Source organism: Phenylobacterium sp., from assembly GCF_013822795.1.
Lineage (GTDB): Bacteria > Pseudomonadota > Alphaproteobacteria > Caulobacterales > Caulobacteraceae > Phenylobacterium.
Genome location: NZ_PNLB01000025.1, coordinates 1 through 15,871 on the forward strand (window position 1 = coordinate 1; position 15,871 = coordinate 15,871).

The window sequence follows — 15,871 nt, forward strand, 5'->3', positions numbered from 1 at the left end:
GGGCCATCGCCCAGAACCAGCGCGCTGAATCGGCCTCCCTCAACTCCGTCGTCTCGTCGCTGCAACGCGGCCAGTCGGTGGCTGACGTCGCCATGTCGGCCGGCACCGCCATCTCGGACATTCTCGTCCAGATGAAGGAAAAGGTTCTGGCGGCTACCGAAGCGGGCCTGTCGACCGCCTCGAAGGAAGCGCTTAGCGACGAGTACGTCGCGCTGCGCGACCAGATCAACACGATCGCCAACAACGCCACCTTCGACGGCGTCAACCTGATCTCGACGCTCTCGGTCAACAGCTCGAGCATCAAGGCGATCGCCAACGCCGACGCCACTGCGACCATCGACATCGACCACGTCGTGCTGTCGCAGTCGAACGCCAAGATCGCCGCGACGCTGACCTCGCTGACCGGCACCGTGAACTCGGCGGACGTGAAGGAAGTCGAAGACGCCATCCAGAACGTCTCCTCGGCCCTCTCGAAGCTCGGCACCGGCGCCAAGGCGCTCGACACCCACATGACCAACGTCATGAAGCTCCAGGACACCCTGGACGCCGGGGTCGGCAACCTGGTCGACGCCGACCTGGCGAAGGAAAGCGCGAAACTGCAGGCGCTGCAGACCAAGCAACAGCTTGGCGTGCAAGCTCTCAGCATCGCCAACCAGTCGTCGAGCAGCCTGCTCGGACTGTTCCGATAAGTCTGACGAACGCTTCGCGTTCAACGACGGCGGCGGGAAGGGAAACCTTCCCGCCGCTTTCGTTTGGGCGTTACTCGGCGGCCATCGCCAAGGCGCTGCCGCGGGTCAGCGACGTCTTCGCCGCAAGCGCGGCCTTGGCCGCTTCATACTCGGCCGCCAGGCGGTCGATCATCTCGCCGGCGCTGGGGATTTCCTTCACCGCGCCGATGCCCTGACCGCAGCCCCAGATGTCCTTCCAGGCCTTGGCCTTCTGATTGCCGCCCGAGCCGAAGCTCATCTTCGACGGATCCGATTCCGGCAGGTTGTCCGGGTCCAGGCCCGCCGCCTCGATGGACGGACGCAGATAGTTTCCGTGCACGCCGGTGAACAGGTTCGAGTAGACGATGTCGTCGCCGCTGCTGGCCACGATCATGTCCTTGTAACCCTGCTGGGCGTTGGCTTCCTTGGTCGCGATGAAGGCCGAGCCGATATAGGCCAGGTCCGCGCCCATGGCCTGGGCGCCCAGGATCGCCGCGCCGTTGGCGATCGACCCGGACAGGGCGATCGGGCCGTCGAACCACTCACGCAGCTCCTGGACCAGGGCGAAGGGCGATAGGTGCCCCGCGTGGCCGCCGGCGCCGGCCGCCACCGGGATCAAACCGTCGGCCCCCTTTTCGACCGCCTTGCGGGCGAAGCGGTCGTTGATGACGTCATGCAGCACGACGCCGCCGTACGAGTGGATCGCCTGGTTCACGTCTTCGCGCGCACCGAGCGAGGTGATGGTCACCGGGACCTTGTACTTAACCGCCATCTCGACATCGTGCTCGAGGCGGTCATTGGTCTTGTGGACGATCTGGTTCATGGCGAACGGCGCGGACGGAGTGTCCGGGTTCTTACGGTCCCAGTCGGCCAGTTCCTCGGTGATCTGGGCTAGCCATTCGTCGAGCTGGCTCGCCGGACGCGCATTGAGCGCCGGGAACGAGCCGACAATCCCCGCCTTGCACTGCGCGATCACGAGTTCCGGGCCGGAGATGATGAACAGCGGCGAACCGATCACCGGGATACGCAGGCGCTCTGAGAGAATGGGGGGCAAGGCCATGGGTCGTCCTTATGAGATGCGTCGATCTAATTTTTACAGCGTACACACAAACTTTCGGACCGCGCAAGCGCCGCCGCCGCATGACCCCGCGTGAACTTGACGCGTCGCTTCGACAGGTCGCAATGACAGGCTGATGACCGACACTTCGATCGCTTCCGGCGCCTTCCCGCCCGCCACCGCCGCCGACTGGCGCGCCCTGGTGGAAAAGACCCTGAAGGACGCCCCCTTCGAGAGCCTTCAGCGCACCACGCTCGAGGGCCTTCCTATCGCCCCGCTGTACGAGGCCGCACCGGAAGGGGCGAAGTTTGCGCCGCGCCCGCACGACGCCGAGCGGCCCTGGGACTTGCGATCGGCCATCGCTCAGCCCGATCCGGCGCGGGCCCGCGCCGACCTGCTGACCGACCTCGAAGGCGGCGCGGCCTCCGGACTGATCTGCATCGACCCGACTGGCGAGAACGGCGTGGCCGTCGGCTCGGCCGCCGACCTCGCCCGGGTGCTCGACGGGGTGCTGCTGGAACTGGCCCCGGTGGCGCTGGACGCCGGCTTCCTCGGCCCCAAGGCGGCCGACTGGCTCGCTGCGGCGGCCAAGGGGTCGCCGACCGCGCTGCTGCTCTTCCACATGGACCCCCTCGGCGCGTTCACACGCGCCGGCGAAAGCCCCGGACCGATCGAAAGCCACTTGGTCTCCGCCGCCACGGTCGGCGCGCGGCTGGCTGAGGCCTATCCCAAAGCCGGCCTGTTCCTGGCCTCGGGACGAGTGATCCACGAGGCCGGCGGCGGCGAGGCCGGCGAACTGGCCTTCATGCTGGCCTCCGCGCTCGCCTACGCCAAGGCCCTGGTGCGAGCCGGCTTGAGCATGGATCAGGCGTTTGCCGGCATCCATCTCGGCCTGTCCGCGGACGCCGACTACTTCGCCTCTATCGCCAAGTTCCGCGCCGCCCGAGTGCTCTGGGCCCAGCTGGCCAAGGCCTGCGGTGTGGCGGCCCCGGCCCAGATCGAGGCCCGATCCTCGCAGCGCATGCTGGCCGTACAGGATCCCTGGACCAACATGCTGCGCCTGACCTCCGCCGGATTCGGCGCCGCGGTCGGCGGCGCGGACTCAGTGCTGCTCGGAACCTTCACCGACGCGATCGGCCTGCCGACGGCCTTCGCCCGCCGCCAGAGCCGCAACGCCCAACTGGTGCTGATGGAGGAGGCCCATCTCGGCCGCGTCGCCGACCCGGCCGCCGGCTCGGGCTACATCGAGGCGCTCACCGACGAAATGGCCCGCGCCGCCTGGGCGCAATTCCAGGCGATCGAGGCGCAGGGCGGGATCATCGCGGCCCTGACCGCGGGCCACGTCGCCGCCCAGATCGCCGCCGTACGCGCGGCTCGGGAGGCCGCCGGGCCGCCGAAGATCGTCGGCGTGACCGCCTTCCCACCGACCCATGAGGCGCCGGTCGAGGTCGAGCGGCCGAACCCAGTTGCGGTCGACGCCCCCTCGCCCCGACTGCCAGGGCCCGACGGCCGCTGCGCCCCGCTCGCCCCAATTCGTATCGCCGCGCCGCACGAGGCCGCCCGATGAGCCAGTTCCCCGATTTCGCAGCCCTCCCCTTCGACGCCGACGGCCTGGCCGCGCCAGCCGTCGCCGGCCCCGCCTGGGAGACCCCGGAAGGCATCGCCGTGCGCCCGTCCTACGGTCCGGCCGACGTCGCCGGCCTGGCCGGCGGCTATCCCGGTCTCGCGCCGTTCCTGCGCGGCCCCTACCCGACCATGTACCTCACCAACCCGTGGACCATCCGCCAGTACGCGGGCTTCTCCACGGCCGAGGATTCCAACGCCTTCTATCGCCGCAACCTCGCGGCCGGTCAGATGGGGCTGTCGGTCGCCTTCGACCTCGCCACCCACCGTGGCTATGACAGCGACCACCCGCGGGTGAAGGGCGATGTCGGCATGGCCGGCGTGGCCATCGACTCCATCCTCGACATGCGTACGCTGTTCGACGGCATCCCGCTCGACAAGATGAGCGTGTCGATGACCATGAACGGCGCAGTGCTGCCGATCCTGGCGCTCTACATCGTGGCGGCCGAGGAGCAGGGCGTGCCCCACGCCAAGCTGTCGGGCACGATCCAGAACGACATCCTCAAGGAGTTCCTGGTCCGGAACACCTACATCTATCCGCCAGCGCCCTCGATGCGGATAATTTCCGACATCTTTTCATACACTTCGAGCGAAATGCCGAAGTTCAACTCGATCTCGATCAGCGGCTATCACATCCAGGAAGCCGGCGCGACGCTGGACCTCGAGCTGGCCTACACCCTGGCCGACGGCATCGAGTACGTCCGCGCCGGCGTCGCCGCCGGCATGACCGTCGACCAGTTCGCACCGCGCCTGTCGTTCTTCTGGAACGCCGGCATGAACGCCTTCATGGAGATCGCCAAGCAGCGTGCCGGCCGCCTGCTCTGGGCCAAGCTCATGAAGGACGAGTTCGATCCCAAGGACTCGCGCTCGCTCAGCCTGCGCGCCCACACCCAGACCAGCGGCTGGAGCCTGGCCGCGCACGACGTCTACAACAACGTCCCGCGCACCCTGGTCGAGGCGATCGCCGCCACCGGCGGCCAGACCCAAAGCCTGCACACCAACTCGCTGGACGAGGCCCTGGCCCTGCCGACCGACTTCTCGGCCCGCATCGCCCGCAACACCCAGCTCTTCCTGCAGCTCGAGAGCGGCCAGACGCGCGTCGTCGATCCGTGGGGCGGCTCCTACTATGTCGAGCGCCTGACCGCCGACCTCGCCGCTCGCGCGCTTGAGCACATCGCCGAGGTCGAGGCCCTGGGCGGCATGGCCAAGGCCATCGAGGACGGCCTGCCCAAGCGCCGCATCGAGGAAGCCAGCGCCCGCACGCAGGCCCGCATCGACGCCGGCCGCCAGAGCGTCGTCGGCGTCAACCGCTACAAGCCCGACGTCGCCGACGAAATTCCGATGCTCAAGGTCGACAACTCGGTGGTGCGCGAGCGCCAGCTGGAAAAGCTCCAGCGCCTGCGCGCTGAACGCGACCCGGCCGCCGTCGAAGCCGCCCTCACCGCCCTGACCAACGGCGCGGCAGGCAACGGCAATCTGCTCGAACTTTCGGTCAACGCCGCCCGCGCCAAGGCCACGGTCGGCGAAATCAGCCTGGCGCTGGAGAAGGTGTTCGGCCGTCACGCCGCCGAGGCCTCCGCGGTCACCGGCGTCTACCTGCGAGAGTCCGGCGCCACGCCCCAGGCCCAGCGCGCCAAGGCCATGACCGACGCCTTCCGCCAGGCCGACGGCCGCAAGCCGCGGGTGATGATCGCCAAGATGGGCCAGGACGGCCACGACCGCGGCCAGAAGGTCATCGCCTCCGGCTTCGCCGACCTCGGCTTTGACGTCGACATCGGCAACCTGTTCCAGACCCCCGCCGAGGCCGCCGCCCAGGCCGTCGCCGAAAACGTTCATGTGGTCGGCGCGAGTTCCCTGGCCGCTGGCCACCTGACCCTGGTGCCGGAACTGAAGGACGAACTCGCCAAGCTCGGCCGTGCCGACATCCTGGTCGTCGTCGGCGGAGTGATCCCGCCCGAAGACTTCCAGGCCCTTCGTGACGCGGGCGTGGCGGCGATCTTCACGCCCGGCACCGTGGTGCCCGAGGCGGCGATCGAGGTCCTCGACCGGCTGAACGAGCAGATGGGCTACGCCCAGCTCGAAAAGGCCTGAACCGGCGGCGCTGGAACACCGGGCCGGTCCAAGGCAGACTGGCGCGCTCAAGCAGGAGTTCGCCATGTTCATCGCCATGAACCGCTTCCAAGTCCTGCGCGGACAAGAGAGCGCCTTCGAGAGCGTGTGGTTGTCGCGCGAGACGCATCTGGAGTCCGTGCCCGGCTTCCTCGGCTTCAGCTTGCTGCGCGGGCCCGAGCGCGACGACCATACGCTCTACGCCTCGCACTCGCGTTGGGCGTCCAAGGGCGCGTTCGAGGCTTGGACCAAGTCCGAGGCGTTCCGCCTGGCGCACCGCGGCGCCGGCGACAGCAAGCCGATCTACACGGGCCACCCGCAGTTCGAGGGCTTCGAAGTCCTGCAGAGCGTCGCGCCGGCGTCGGCCTAGCCCGACCCGATCATCACCAGGTTGCCTTCGCTGTCGCGCAGCAGAGCGTAGCGTTCCTTGGGCGACCAGGGCGCGTCGATCGGCTCCTGATCGAAGACCACGCCGCGGCCGCTCAGATCTGCGAACGCCGCCTCGACGTCGGCGACGACGAGGATCAGGCTCGGCTGCTCACCGGGCGCCTCATTGGCCCGCTTCTCGAACAGGATCCTGGTCGGCGACCCCGGCACCTCGAACTCGATCCAGCGCCAGCCGCTGCCGTAATGCTGGTCCGCGGCCAGCACCAAACCCATCACATCGCGATAGAAGGCGACCGCCCGATCCTGGTCGCTTACCGGCAGTCCTGCGAACTTCACGTGCTTGAACATCGCCGTGCCTCCGCCGTCCTAGATCGTCTTGGGCGTGATCCTCACCGGCTTCGCGCGCTTCCCGGGCTTGCCGTACCAAGTCGCCGGCAGCGCCGAAGGGCCATGCCGCGCCTCGATATCCTTCTGCAACGCGCCTGCGGCCATCAAATGGCCGGGGAACAGGGTGTCGACCGCCCAGCCGATCACCGGCGGCACCGAGGCGGCCGAGTCCAGCAGCAGATAAGCCGCCATCCGCGCCAAGGTCGGCAACGACGCCCCCGCCACCACGCCCTGATAGAGCAGCAGTCCACCCGCGCCGAGGCTGTAGGCGGTCCCGGCCACCGGCACCCAGGCCAGCACGCCGTCCAGGCCGATCCCGACCGGGCCAATCCCGACCAACCGGTCCGAGAGGCGCTTGATGCGCTCGGCGGCCCGCCAGGCCCCGTGCGCGCGTTCCTTATTGTCAGCCATCACGTTCCCACGTCATCGCCAGAATATAGGAACTACAGCCTAGCCCCAAAGCTCCGGCGTGGGCGGAAAAATCAGCGAACCGTCAAACACCAGCCCAGGCTCCCGGTCGCGGGCCAGCAGCAGCGGCCCGTCGAGGTCGGCCACCTCGGCGCCCTGAGCGATGATCATCGCCGGGGCCATGGCCAACGAGGTCGCCACCATGCAGCCGGCCATCAACTCCAGGCCGAGGCGCCGGGCCTCCGCCACGACGGCCAGCGCCTCCGTAAGGCCTCCGGCCTTGTCCAGCTTGACGTTAACCGCCCCGTAGCGCCGCGCGCACGCCGCCAGCTCGCGACGCGTATGCAGGCTTTCATCGGCGCAGAGCATGACCGGACTGGTCCAGCCTTCCAGCGCCTCGTCGGCCTCGGCATGCAGCGGCTGCTCGATCATCTTCACGTCGAGCCGCGCGAACTCAGGAGCCAGCCGGACGAGGTCATCGAAGCTCAGCCCTTCGTTGCCGTCGACGATCAGCCGGGTCTTCGGCGCGGCGGCGCGCACGGCCGCCACGCGATCCAGATCGTCCGGGCCGCCGATCTTCAGCTTCAGGAACGGCCGCCGCGCCATGGGCCGCGCGGCGTCGGCCATGGCCTCGGGCGTATCGAGGCTGATGGTGTAGCAGGTCTTCACCGGGTCCATGCGCGCCCGGCCCGCCGCCCGCCAGGCCGGCACGCCGCTCAGCTTGGCCTCCAGGTCCCAGAGCGCGCAGTCGAGCGCGTTGCGCGCGGCGCCTGGCGGAAGCACATCCTGCAGCGCCTGGCGGGTCAGCCCGGCCTCCACCGCCGCCCGCACGGCTTCGATACGAGCCAGTTCGCCTTCGACCGTCTCGCCGTAGCGCCCATAGGGCACCGCCTCGCCACGTCCGGTCACCCCGCCTTCGCAGATCTCGGCGACGATGACGTGGGCCTCGGTCTTGGCTCCCCGCGCGATCACGAAGGCGCCGGCCAGCGGCCAGCGCTCGTCCCGAGCCGAGAGGCGCCGCGTCAAGCCAGGTCGCCGGCCGCCGCGTCGAAGAGCAGGTAGGTGCGGCCAGCCTCCGAGCTCAACAGCGTCTCGACGACGAAGCCTTCGGCGTCGCGCTCGGCGGCGTCCTCCAGCAGCTCATTGTAGCGAGCCAGATAGGTCATGACCTGGCGCTTCAGCGGCTCGTCGGTGAACAGCTTGCGGGTCAGCCGACGCGTGGCGGCCGGAGCCAGCTTGCGCACCACCGCCCGCGCGCCGTCCACGTCGCGGACCTGCAGCGCCACGGCCAGCTCATGGATGCGGCTGCGCGGCAGCAGCGCGGTCGGATCGATGCCCATCGCGCCGATCTCGCCGGCCAGGATATCCTCCAGCGGTCGCGAAGCGGCCTCAGCTTCGGCCTCGGCGGCGCCCTCGTCGTGTTCTTCCAGCGAGGATAGCAGGTCCTTCCAGGTCCAGCCGTCGGCGGCGGCAGGCTCCTCGTGACGCCCGCCGGCCTGTTCGAAGACGTGCGAGAACTCGGCGTCGGTCGCGGTCGGAGTCAGACGCAGACGCGGCCGGCCGCGGTCGCCGACCTCCTCCGCCGACAGCGGCTCGTTGAGTTCGAGTTCACCGGTCTCGTCGGCTGGCTCAGGCTCGGGTTCAACCGCCCGTTCCGGCTCTATGACCGGCGCGGGCGACTTGGCGGCCAGGCTGGCGCGCAGGGACACGCGCTCGGGCCGCTCGCGCACCGGCGCAGGCGCCACCGCGCCGGCCGAGGTTGCAACCGAGCCCATCAGCCGTACGGCTTCGCTCAGCATGTCGTAGTTGCGCCGCACGCGGTCTTGGAAGGCCTCGTCGATCGCCTGGGTCTCGTCGGCGGTGCGCCGCGCGTGATCCATCAGTTCGTCGATGCTCTCGGCCACCGCCATCCGCACCTCTTCGGCCCGGTCGCGAGCCGCGGCGGGCAGCTTGGTCGCCCGCTCCTCGATGTCGCCCAGCATGGCGGTCAGTTCGTCCAGCGTGGCGCGGGCCGCGCGCGCGCCTTCGTCCAGCTTGCGGACGGTGGCGGCGCCGGCTTGCTCGACCATTTGCGAGGATTGCTCGATCAGGGCGCGCGCCTCGTCGAGCCGGGCCTCGAACACCTTGTTGGCCTGCTGGCCGGCGGTGAAGGCCGCTTCCGACAGCTGGTCGACCTGGTCGCGGGCGGTTTCGGCGTGGCGCGCGGCGACCTGGCGCGTGTCCTCGGCCGCCTGGGTCATCGCGGTGATCGCCGCGCGGGTCTGTTCCTCCAGGCGCGCGCGCTCGGTCGCCGCGGCCTGGGCCACGGCTTCCACCGAATGCAGCGTCGACTGCCCGAACTCGTCGCGTTCGGCCTTGGCGGTTTCCGCGAGTTCACGAAACTGCGCGGTCGCCTGGGCCATCAGCTGACGCAGAGCCTCCCCGCCCTTCACGGCGCGGTCGCCCATCTCGGCCGCCGACAGCCGCGCCTGGCCGATGAACTCCGCTAGCTGCGCGGTGTGGGTCTCGGCCTGGGCCGCGAAGCCCTCGTGGTCGGCGCGCAGCGCGTGGGCGGCCGTGACCAGGCCGGCGCGCTGCTCGGTCAGTCCCTTTTCGACCGCGCCGATTTGCTCAGTGACCCCAAGACCGGCGGTCTCCAGGCGGGCGATGTGACGGGTCAGGTCTTCGGCCGCGGCGCGCGCGGCGTCGCTGGTCTCGCCAGCGGCGGCGGCCAGGTCGGCGGCGCGCGCGGCCAGCGAGGCCTCCGCCTCACGAAGTTGCGCCTCTGCCAGATCAGAGGCCTCGCCGACCATCTTGGCCTGGCGGGTGATGGCGTCGGCGACGGCGGTCGCTTGGGAGTCCAGCGTCTGGGCCAGCCCGCCCAGTTCGCTGCGTTCACGGCCGAGGGTTTGCGAAAGCCCCTGGGCGGTGCGCGCGGCGTTAGCGGCGGCGGCGGCCAGTTCCTCGCTCTCGCCGGCCAGCGCCTGACGCAGGACGATGATGGTGTCGCGCGCCTCCTGCGCGGCGGCGCCGGCGCGGGCGATCTCCTCGCGCATGGCGTGGACCAGATCGACGGTCTGGGCGCCGGCGGCCATGGCCGGGGTCACCATCTCGTCGGCCAGCGCCTTGGTGCGCCGCGCCTCGGCGCCCAGCAACTGCCCCTGGCGAACCATGTAGGCCAGCGCCCAGACCAGGGCGGCCGGGCCGATGGCCAACGCCGCGAACACCGCCACGGCGAACGGCTCGAAATCAAACGGGGCGACGGACCGGCGATAGCCCCAGGCGAAGGCGATAGGCGCGCAGGCCCACAGCACCGACACCACAAGGGCGGCCATGTAGATCGTCCAACCCGACGACGGCGCGACGGATGTGGTTCGGGTCACCGGAATGCGGGGGGTCAGGCCCGAGGCCGTGCCCGCGGGCGTGGCGCTCTTGGCCTCCACGGCCAGGTCCCCGGACGGCGGTGGTGCGAAAGCGAAGGCCTGATCGGCCTGCGCGGCCTCGGCCGCATCGACGAACGCAGGCGTCGGCGCGCCTTCTTCGTCAAGCGATTGCAGGTCGACCGGTTGTTGCCGCTTCTTGATCTTCATGGCCCGTTGTAAGCGGCCTTCCACCCCTGCCGGCGGGCGCGCAAACACACGCGCGCCACATCATTACGCCCAGGATCGAAGGATTACCGGCGAACGCCCGCGAGGCAAAGCACTGATCGGCGGCGCGGGGCGCCGCCCTTACGTCCGCAGCAGCTTGGCGCGGGTCTCCGGACAGATTTCACGAACCTGGGTCGGCCCCTTGCCGGTCTTGGCGATCACACGCGGGGCTGGGTCCGAAACGGCTTTTCGGCTGGTCGTGCGCGCAACCGTCCGCTCCGCCGGAACAGGTTTCTCAACCTGCTGGGCGTCCAGCGTCACGCCGAAATGCGAATATGCAGCAGCGGATGACGACACCACCACTGCAGCCACAATCTCGGTAAAGGTCTGCATCGGAACTCTCCCGTCCGTCCGACACGATTCCAGCGAGCGACGTTATACGATGGTCGCTGTCATCGGGCGATGTGTCGCAACATGAAATTTCAGTCATGAAGCGTCGATCACTTGTCGACGAAAGCCGCTCCCTCGTGGCTGAGCAGCCAGTGCTTGCGATCAAGCCCGCCGCCGTAGCCGGTCAAGGTCCCGTCGGCGCCGATCACCCGATGGCAAGGCACGACGATCGAAACGGGGTTCGAGCCGTTCGCCAGGCCGACCGCGCGGATCGCCTTCGGCCGCCCGATCCGCTCGGCCAACCCCTTGTAGGTCAGGGTCTCGCCAGCTGGGATCGTGCACAGGGCGCTCCAGACCGAGCGCTGGAACTCCGTCCCGCCGGTGCGCCAGGTGATGAAGTCCAGCGCTGACAGTTCACCGGCGAAGTAGGCATCGAGCGCCGCGCGCGTCGCCGCTGGGGCCGAGCCCGCGACCAGGTCGGTCGGCGGATTCTGGCGCCGCAGCAGGGTGGTCAGCCGCGTCTCGTGCGTGGTCCAGTCGAAGGCGCGCAGACAGCCGTCGGCGTCGGTGACCAACAGCCCCTCGCCGAGCGGCGTCGACATGCGGTCAAGGGTCAGGGCTTCAGGCGGCCTTGGCATGCTTGCTCTCCGAGGGGTTCTTCGGGTCGGCCGCCCAGAGGTGCGAGGCCGCGTAGGCACGCCATGGCCGCCAACGCTCCGCACGCGCCAACAGCTCGGCCGCGGTCGGCCGCACGCCATCTGGGTCCTCCAGAGCCCGCATCAGGCCGATGTCGGCGCTGGGAAAGGCGTCAGGCTCGCGCAGCGCCCGCATGGCGATGTACTGCGCCGTCCACTCCCCGATCCCAGGCAGGGCCCGCAGCGCGGCGACAGCTTCGTCCAGGCCGCGGCGCATCCCAAACAGTTCCGGATCGGCCGCGGCGGCGGCCGCCAACCCGACCAGGGCTCGGCCGCGGGCCCTGGGCATGGCGAGGGTTTCGACATCGACCAGCGCCAGCGCCGCCGGCTCCGGGAAGAAGTGGGTCAGACCCAGCGCATTGGCCGCCTCGTCCTCCAGCGGCGCGCCATGCTCGGCGGTGATCTTGCCTGCCAGCACCCGGGCGGCCTGCACGGTGATCTGCTGGCCGAGCACAGCGCGGACGGCCAGTTCGAACCCGTCCCAGGCGCCAGGCGCACGCAAACCCGGCCGCGCAGCCACCAAGGGCGCGAGGTCCGGGTCCTCCGAAAGGTGAGCCTCGATGACGGCGGGATCAGCCGCGAGGTCGAACACCCGCCGGATGCGGGCGATCACCGCTGGCCAGACCTCGACCTTGGGAAAACGCAGCGTGACCTTCAGGTAGTCTCCGTCGCCGGGCTCGATCATCACCACGCCGCGCGCCTGGCCGACGCTCAAGGTCCGCGCATAGCGGCCGTCGCGGACGACCTCGACGCCGGGAATGGCCCGCGCCGTCAGGAAGGCCTGCATCGCCTCCCAGTCGTAGGGCGCGCGATAGGGCAGTCGGATCGTAGCTGCACCGCCCTCGCCGGCCGCGACCTCGGCGCCGCCCAGACGGCGGAGCTTGGCCGGCGGACGATCGAACAGCTGCTGGAACGTCTCGTTGAAACGCCGCACGCTGCCGAAGCCGGCGGCCAAGGCCACCTCGGCCATCGGCATCCGCGTCTCGTGCAGCAGCTGCTTGGCCAGCAGCACGCGCCGGGTCTGAGCGACCGCGACGGGCGAGGCGCCGACATGCTGATGGAACAACCGCCGCAGTTGCCGCTCGCCGACCCCGAGCCGCTCGGCCAGGCTGTCGACGTCGCCGTTGTCCAGCGCCCCGGATTCGATCAGGCCAAGCGCGCGGGAGACGGTGTTGGAGGTCCCGCGCCAGGAGCCGAGGTCCGGCGAAGTCTCCGGCCTGCATCGCAGGCAGGGCCGGAACCCGGCCTCCTGCGCCGCCGCCGCCGAGCGATAGAACCGCATGTTCTCGCGCTTCGGCGTCCGCGCAGGGCAGATCGGCCGGCAGTAGATCCCGGTGCTGGTCACGCCGCTGAAGATGCGTCCGTCGAAGCGGGCGTCGCGCATCTGAAAGGCGCGGTAACAGGCGTCGTCATCCATATCCATGTGGCGATGATCGGCCTATGAGCGGCGCATGTCTCGCGGTTTTCGGACATGACCGGTCTAGGTTTGGCGGTATTCGGCCGGCGCCAATTTCCTCGTCGGCCTGTCAGTAAATCTCTATCGTCATCGGTCCTCGGGTCCCGTAAGCCGTCGCTCAGGGCCAATCCGCGCGGCGTCTAAGCAGCGACGGGCGGACTTTTTGGTTGTTAGAATTCAGGGTGAGGCCCGAGGTTCACGTGCAAGGTACAGCCCTGATGCAGGCCAAAGCGCCGGCGATCGCTCCCGAAACTCTGACCCATCTTCAGCGCCTGGAAGCCGAGAGCATCCACATCATGCGCGAGGTGGCGGCCGAGGCCGAACGCCCGGTGATGCTCTATTCGATCGGCAAGGACTCCGCCGTGATGCTGCATCTGGCGGCCAAGGCGTTCTACCCTTCCAAGCCGCCCTTCCCGCTGCTGCACGTCGACACGACCTGGAAGTTCCGGGCGATGTACGAGATGCGCGAGCGCATGGCCAAGGAGCTCGGCTTCGAACTCCTGGTCCACAAGAACCCTGAAGCCGTCGAGCGGAACATCAATCCCTTCGACCACGGCTCGGCGCTGCACACCGACATCTGGAAGACCGAGGGCCTGAAGCAGGCGCTCGACAAGTACGGCTTCGACGCGGCCTTCGGCGGCGCGCGCCGCGACGAAGAGAAGAGCCGCGCCAAGGAGCGCATCTTCTCGTTCCGCTCGGCCCAGCACCGCTGGGACCCGAAGAACCAGCGCCCTGAACTCTGGCGGCTGTACAACACCCGCAAGAACCCCGGCGAGAGCATCCGGGTGTTCCCGATCTCCAACTGGACCGAGTTGGACATCTGGCAATACATCCACCTTGAGAACATCCCGATCGTGCCGCTGTACTTCTCGCAAGTGCGGCCGGTGGTGGAGCGCGACGGCGCGCTGATCATGGTCGACGACGACCGGATGCCGCTGCGACCGGGCGAGGTTCCGATGCAGAAGTCGGTGCGGTTCCGCACCCTCGGCTGCTACCCGTTGACCGGCGCGGTCGAGAGCACCGCCGCCACGCTGCCTGAAATCATTCAGGAAATGCTGCTGACCACGACCTCGGAGCGCCAGGGCCGGATGATCGACCACGACCAGGCCGCCTCGATGGAGAAGAAGAAGCAAGAGGGCTACTTCTGATGGCCCACCAGTCCGCACTCATCGCCGAGGACATCGAGACGTACCTGTCCGCGCACGAGCGCAAGAGCCTGCTGCGGTTCCTGACCTGCGGCTCGGTGGATGACGGCAAGTCGACCCTGATCGGCCGCCTGCTCTATGACTCGAAGATGATCTTCGAGGACCAGCTGGCCGCGCTCGAAGCAGACTCCAAGAAGGTCGGCACCCAGGGCGGCGACATCGACTTCGCCCTGCTGGTCGACGGCCTTGCAGCCGAGCGCGAGCAAGGCATCACCATTGACGTGGCCTACCGCTTCTTCTCGACCGACAAGCGCAAATTCATCGTCGCCGACACTCCCGGCCACGAGCAGTACACGCGCAACATGGTCACCGGCGCCTCGACCGCCGACGCCGCGGTCATCCTGATCGACGCGCGCAAGGGCGTGCTGACCCAGACCCGCCGGCACTCGTACCTGGTCTCGCTGCTGGGCATCCGGCACGTGGTCCTGGCCGTCAACAAGATGGATTTGGTGGGCTGGGATCGGCAGGTTTACGACGCGATCCTGCAGGAATATGCCGACTTCGCCGCCCAGATCGGCATCAAGGACTACACCGCAATCCCCATGTCCGCCTTGAAGGGCGACAACATCACCAGCCGCAGCGAGGCTGCGCCCTGGTACGAGGGACCGGCCCTGATGCAGCTGCTGGAGACCCTGCCGGTCGAGGACGATCTGCGCGAGCAGCCGTTCCGCATGCCGGTGCAGTGGGTCAACCGCCCGAACCTGGATTTCCGTGGTTTTTCAGGGCTGATCTCGACCGGGACCGTGCGTCCGGGCGACAAGATCAAGGCCCTGCCGTCGGGCCGCGAAAGCACTATCGACCGTATCGTCACGTTCCGCGGCGACCTTGACGAAGCGGTGGCCGGGCAGTCGGTCACCCTGACCCTCAAGGATGAGATCGACATCTCGCGCGGGGACGTCATCTCCGAGGCCGGATCGCCGCCGCCGACAGCCGACCAGTTCGAGGCGACCATCGTCTGGATGGACGACGAGGCGATGCTGCCGGGCCGGCCCTACCTGCTCAAGGTCGGGACCCGCGTGGTGTCGGCCCAGGTCACCGAGCCGAAGTACAAGGTCAATGTGAACACCCTCGAGCACCTGGCCGCCAAGCGGCTGGAGCTCAACGAGATCGGGGTCTGCAACCTCTCGCTCGACGCGCCGATCGCGTTCGACGCCTATGCCGAGAACCACGACCTCGGCGGCTTCATCCTGATCGACCGGATCAGCAACCGGACCGTCGGGGCCGGCATGCTGCACTTCGCCCTGCGCCGCAGCCAGAACATCCACTGGCAGGCGCTGGACGTCGACAAGGCCTCGCGCGCCGCCCTCAAGGGCCAGCGCGGCCGGGTGGTCTGGCTGACCGGGCTCTCGGGCTCGGGCAAGTCGACCATCGCCAACCTGGTCGAAAAGCGGCTGCACGCCGACGGGCGCCACACCTATCTGCTCGACGGCGACAACGTGCGCCACGGCCTCAACAAGGACCTCGGCTTCACCGACGAGGACCGGGTCGAGAACATCCGCCGGGTGGCCGAGGTCGCCAAGCTGATGGTCGACGCCGGCCTGATCGTGCTGGTCTCGTTCATCTCGCCGTTCCGGGCCGAGCGCCGGCTGGCGCGCGACCTGCAGGCCGAGGGCGATTTCGTCGAGGTCTATGTGAACACCCCGCTGGCGGTGGCCGAGGGGCGCGACGTCAAGGGCCTCTACAAGAAGGCCCGCGCCGGGGAGCTCAAAAACTTCACCGGCATCGACAGCCCCTACGAGGCGCCCGAGAACGCCGAGATCGTCATCGACACCACCGCGATGTCGGCGGCCGACGCGGCTGAGAAGATCGTCGCCTGGCTGGAAGGCGAGCTCGACTACTCGATCTGACGGTCTCTGGCCCGCACCGCGCCGCGCGTTATGG

The 15,871-nt window shown here is 69.0% G+C and carries 14 protein-coding genes; 6 read left to right on the forward strand and 8 right to left on the reverse strand.

The annotated features are described in order from the left end of the window. A partial coding sequence (locus C0481_RS19435) for a flagellin (RefSeq protein WP_293406925.1) occupies positions 1–689 on the forward strand: 689 nt, incomplete at its 5' end. A 70-nt stretch (positions 690–759) separates the two neighbouring features. Here the strand turns inward: C0481_RS19435 and C0481_RS19440 are convergent. Beyond that, positions 760–1,767 carry a nitronate monooxygenase family protein gene (locus C0481_RS19440; protein ID WP_293406927.1) on the reverse strand — a complete coding sequence of 336 codons (1,008 nt, stop codon included), beginning with the start codon at positions 1,765–1,767 and terminating at the stop codon, positions 760–762. A gap of 133 nt (positions 1,768–1,900) precedes the next feature. On the opposite strand from C0481_RS19440, the gene C0481_RS19445 reads away from it, so the two are divergent. The 3 genes from C0481_RS19445 (at position 1,901) to C0481_RS19455 (ending at position 5,866) form a co-directional block, all read left to right on the forward strand. Next, a complete protein-coding gene (locus C0481_RS19445; RefSeq protein WP_293406929.1) occupies positions 1,901–3,331 on the forward strand; it encodes a methylmalonyl-CoA mutase family protein in 1,431 nt (476 codons plus the stop codon). Continuing rightward, positions 3,328–5,478 carry a methylmalonyl-CoA mutase gene (gene scpA, locus C0481_RS19450; protein WP_293406931.1) on the forward strand — a complete coding sequence of 717 codons (2,151 nt, stop codon included), beginning with the start codon at positions 3,328–3,330 and terminating at the stop codon, positions 5,476–5,478. The genes C0481_RS19445 and scpA overlap by 4 nt, the downstream gene beginning before the upstream one ends. Before the next feature lie 64 nt (positions 5,479–5,542). Continuing rightward, positions 5,543–5,866, forward strand: coding sequence for an antibiotic biosynthesis monooxygenase (locus C0481_RS19455; RefSeq protein WP_293406933.1), 324 nt, complete (start codon positions 5,543–5,545; stop codon positions 5,864–5,866). Here C0481_RS19455 and C0481_RS19460 read toward each other — a convergent pair. The 7 genes from C0481_RS19460 to C0481_RS19490 form a co-directional block, all read right to left on the reverse strand. Continuing rightward, positions 5,863–6,231: a VOC family protein gene (locus C0481_RS19460; protein ID WP_293406935.1), complete on the reverse strand. Its 369-nt coding sequence runs from the start codon at positions 6,229–6,231 to the stop codon at positions 5,863–5,865. The two genes, C0481_RS19455 and C0481_RS19460, sit on opposite strands and share 4 nt — an antisense overlap. A gap of 18 nt (positions 6,232–6,249) precedes the next feature. Further along, positions 6,250–6,681 (reverse strand): DUF4112 domain-containing protein, encoded by a 432-nt coding sequence (locus C0481_RS19465; RefSeq protein ID WP_293406938.1) that lies wholly within the window; start codon positions 6,679–6,681, stop codon positions 6,250–6,252. A gap of 39 nt (positions 6,682–6,720) precedes the next feature. Then, the gene (gene dgcA, locus C0481_RS19470) at positions 6,721–7,704 is read right to left on the reverse strand and encodes an N-acetyl-D-Glu racemase DgcA (protein ID WP_293406941.1); all 984 of its coding nucleotides are present in this window, start codon (positions 7,702–7,704) and stop codon (positions 6,721–6,723) included. Further along, positions 7,701–10,247, reverse strand: coding sequence for a polar localization protein TipN (locus tag C0481_RS19475; RefSeq protein ID WP_293406944.1), 2,547 nt, complete (start codon positions 10,245–10,247; stop codon positions 7,701–7,703). Before C0481_RS19475 ends, dgcA begins: the two co-directional genes overlap by 4 nt. A 138-nt stretch (positions 10,248–10,385) precedes the next feature. Next, on the reverse strand, positions 10,386–10,637 hold the full coding sequence (locus C0481_RS19480) for a hypothetical protein (protein WP_293406946.1): 252 nt from the start codon (positions 10,635–10,637) through the stop codon (positions 10,386–10,388). A 107-nt stretch (positions 10,638–10,744) separates the two neighbouring features. Next, positions 10,745–11,272 (reverse strand): methylated-DNA--[protein]-cysteine S-methyltransferase, encoded by a 528-nt coding sequence (locus tag C0481_RS19485; protein WP_293406948.1) that lies wholly within the window; start codon positions 11,270–11,272, stop codon positions 10,745–10,747. Beyond that, positions 11,256–12,752 (reverse strand): AlkA N-terminal domain-containing protein, encoded by a 1,497-nt coding sequence (locus tag C0481_RS19490; RefSeq protein WP_293406950.1) that lies wholly within the window; start codon positions 12,750–12,752, stop codon positions 11,256–11,258. The genes C0481_RS19485 and C0481_RS19490 overlap by 17 nt, the downstream gene beginning before the upstream one ends. A gap of 251 nt (positions 12,753–13,003) precedes the next feature. Between C0481_RS19490 and cysD the strand changes: the two genes are divergently transcribed. Together cysD and cysN are read left to right on the forward strand one after the other, a co-directional pair. After that, positions 13,004–13,933, forward strand: coding sequence for a sulfate adenylyltransferase subunit CysD (gene cysD, locus C0481_RS19495; protein ID WP_293407062.1), 930 nt, complete (start codon positions 13,004–13,006; stop codon positions 13,931–13,933). Next, positions 13,933–15,837 carry a sulfate adenylyltransferase subunit CysN gene (cysN, locus tag C0481_RS19500; protein WP_293406952.1) on the forward strand — a complete coding sequence of 635 codons (1,905 nt, stop codon included), beginning with the start codon at positions 13,933–13,935 and terminating at the stop codon, positions 15,835–15,837. Before cysD ends, cysN begins: the two co-directional genes overlap by 1 nt. Positions 15,838–15,871: the final 34 nt, after the last annotated feature.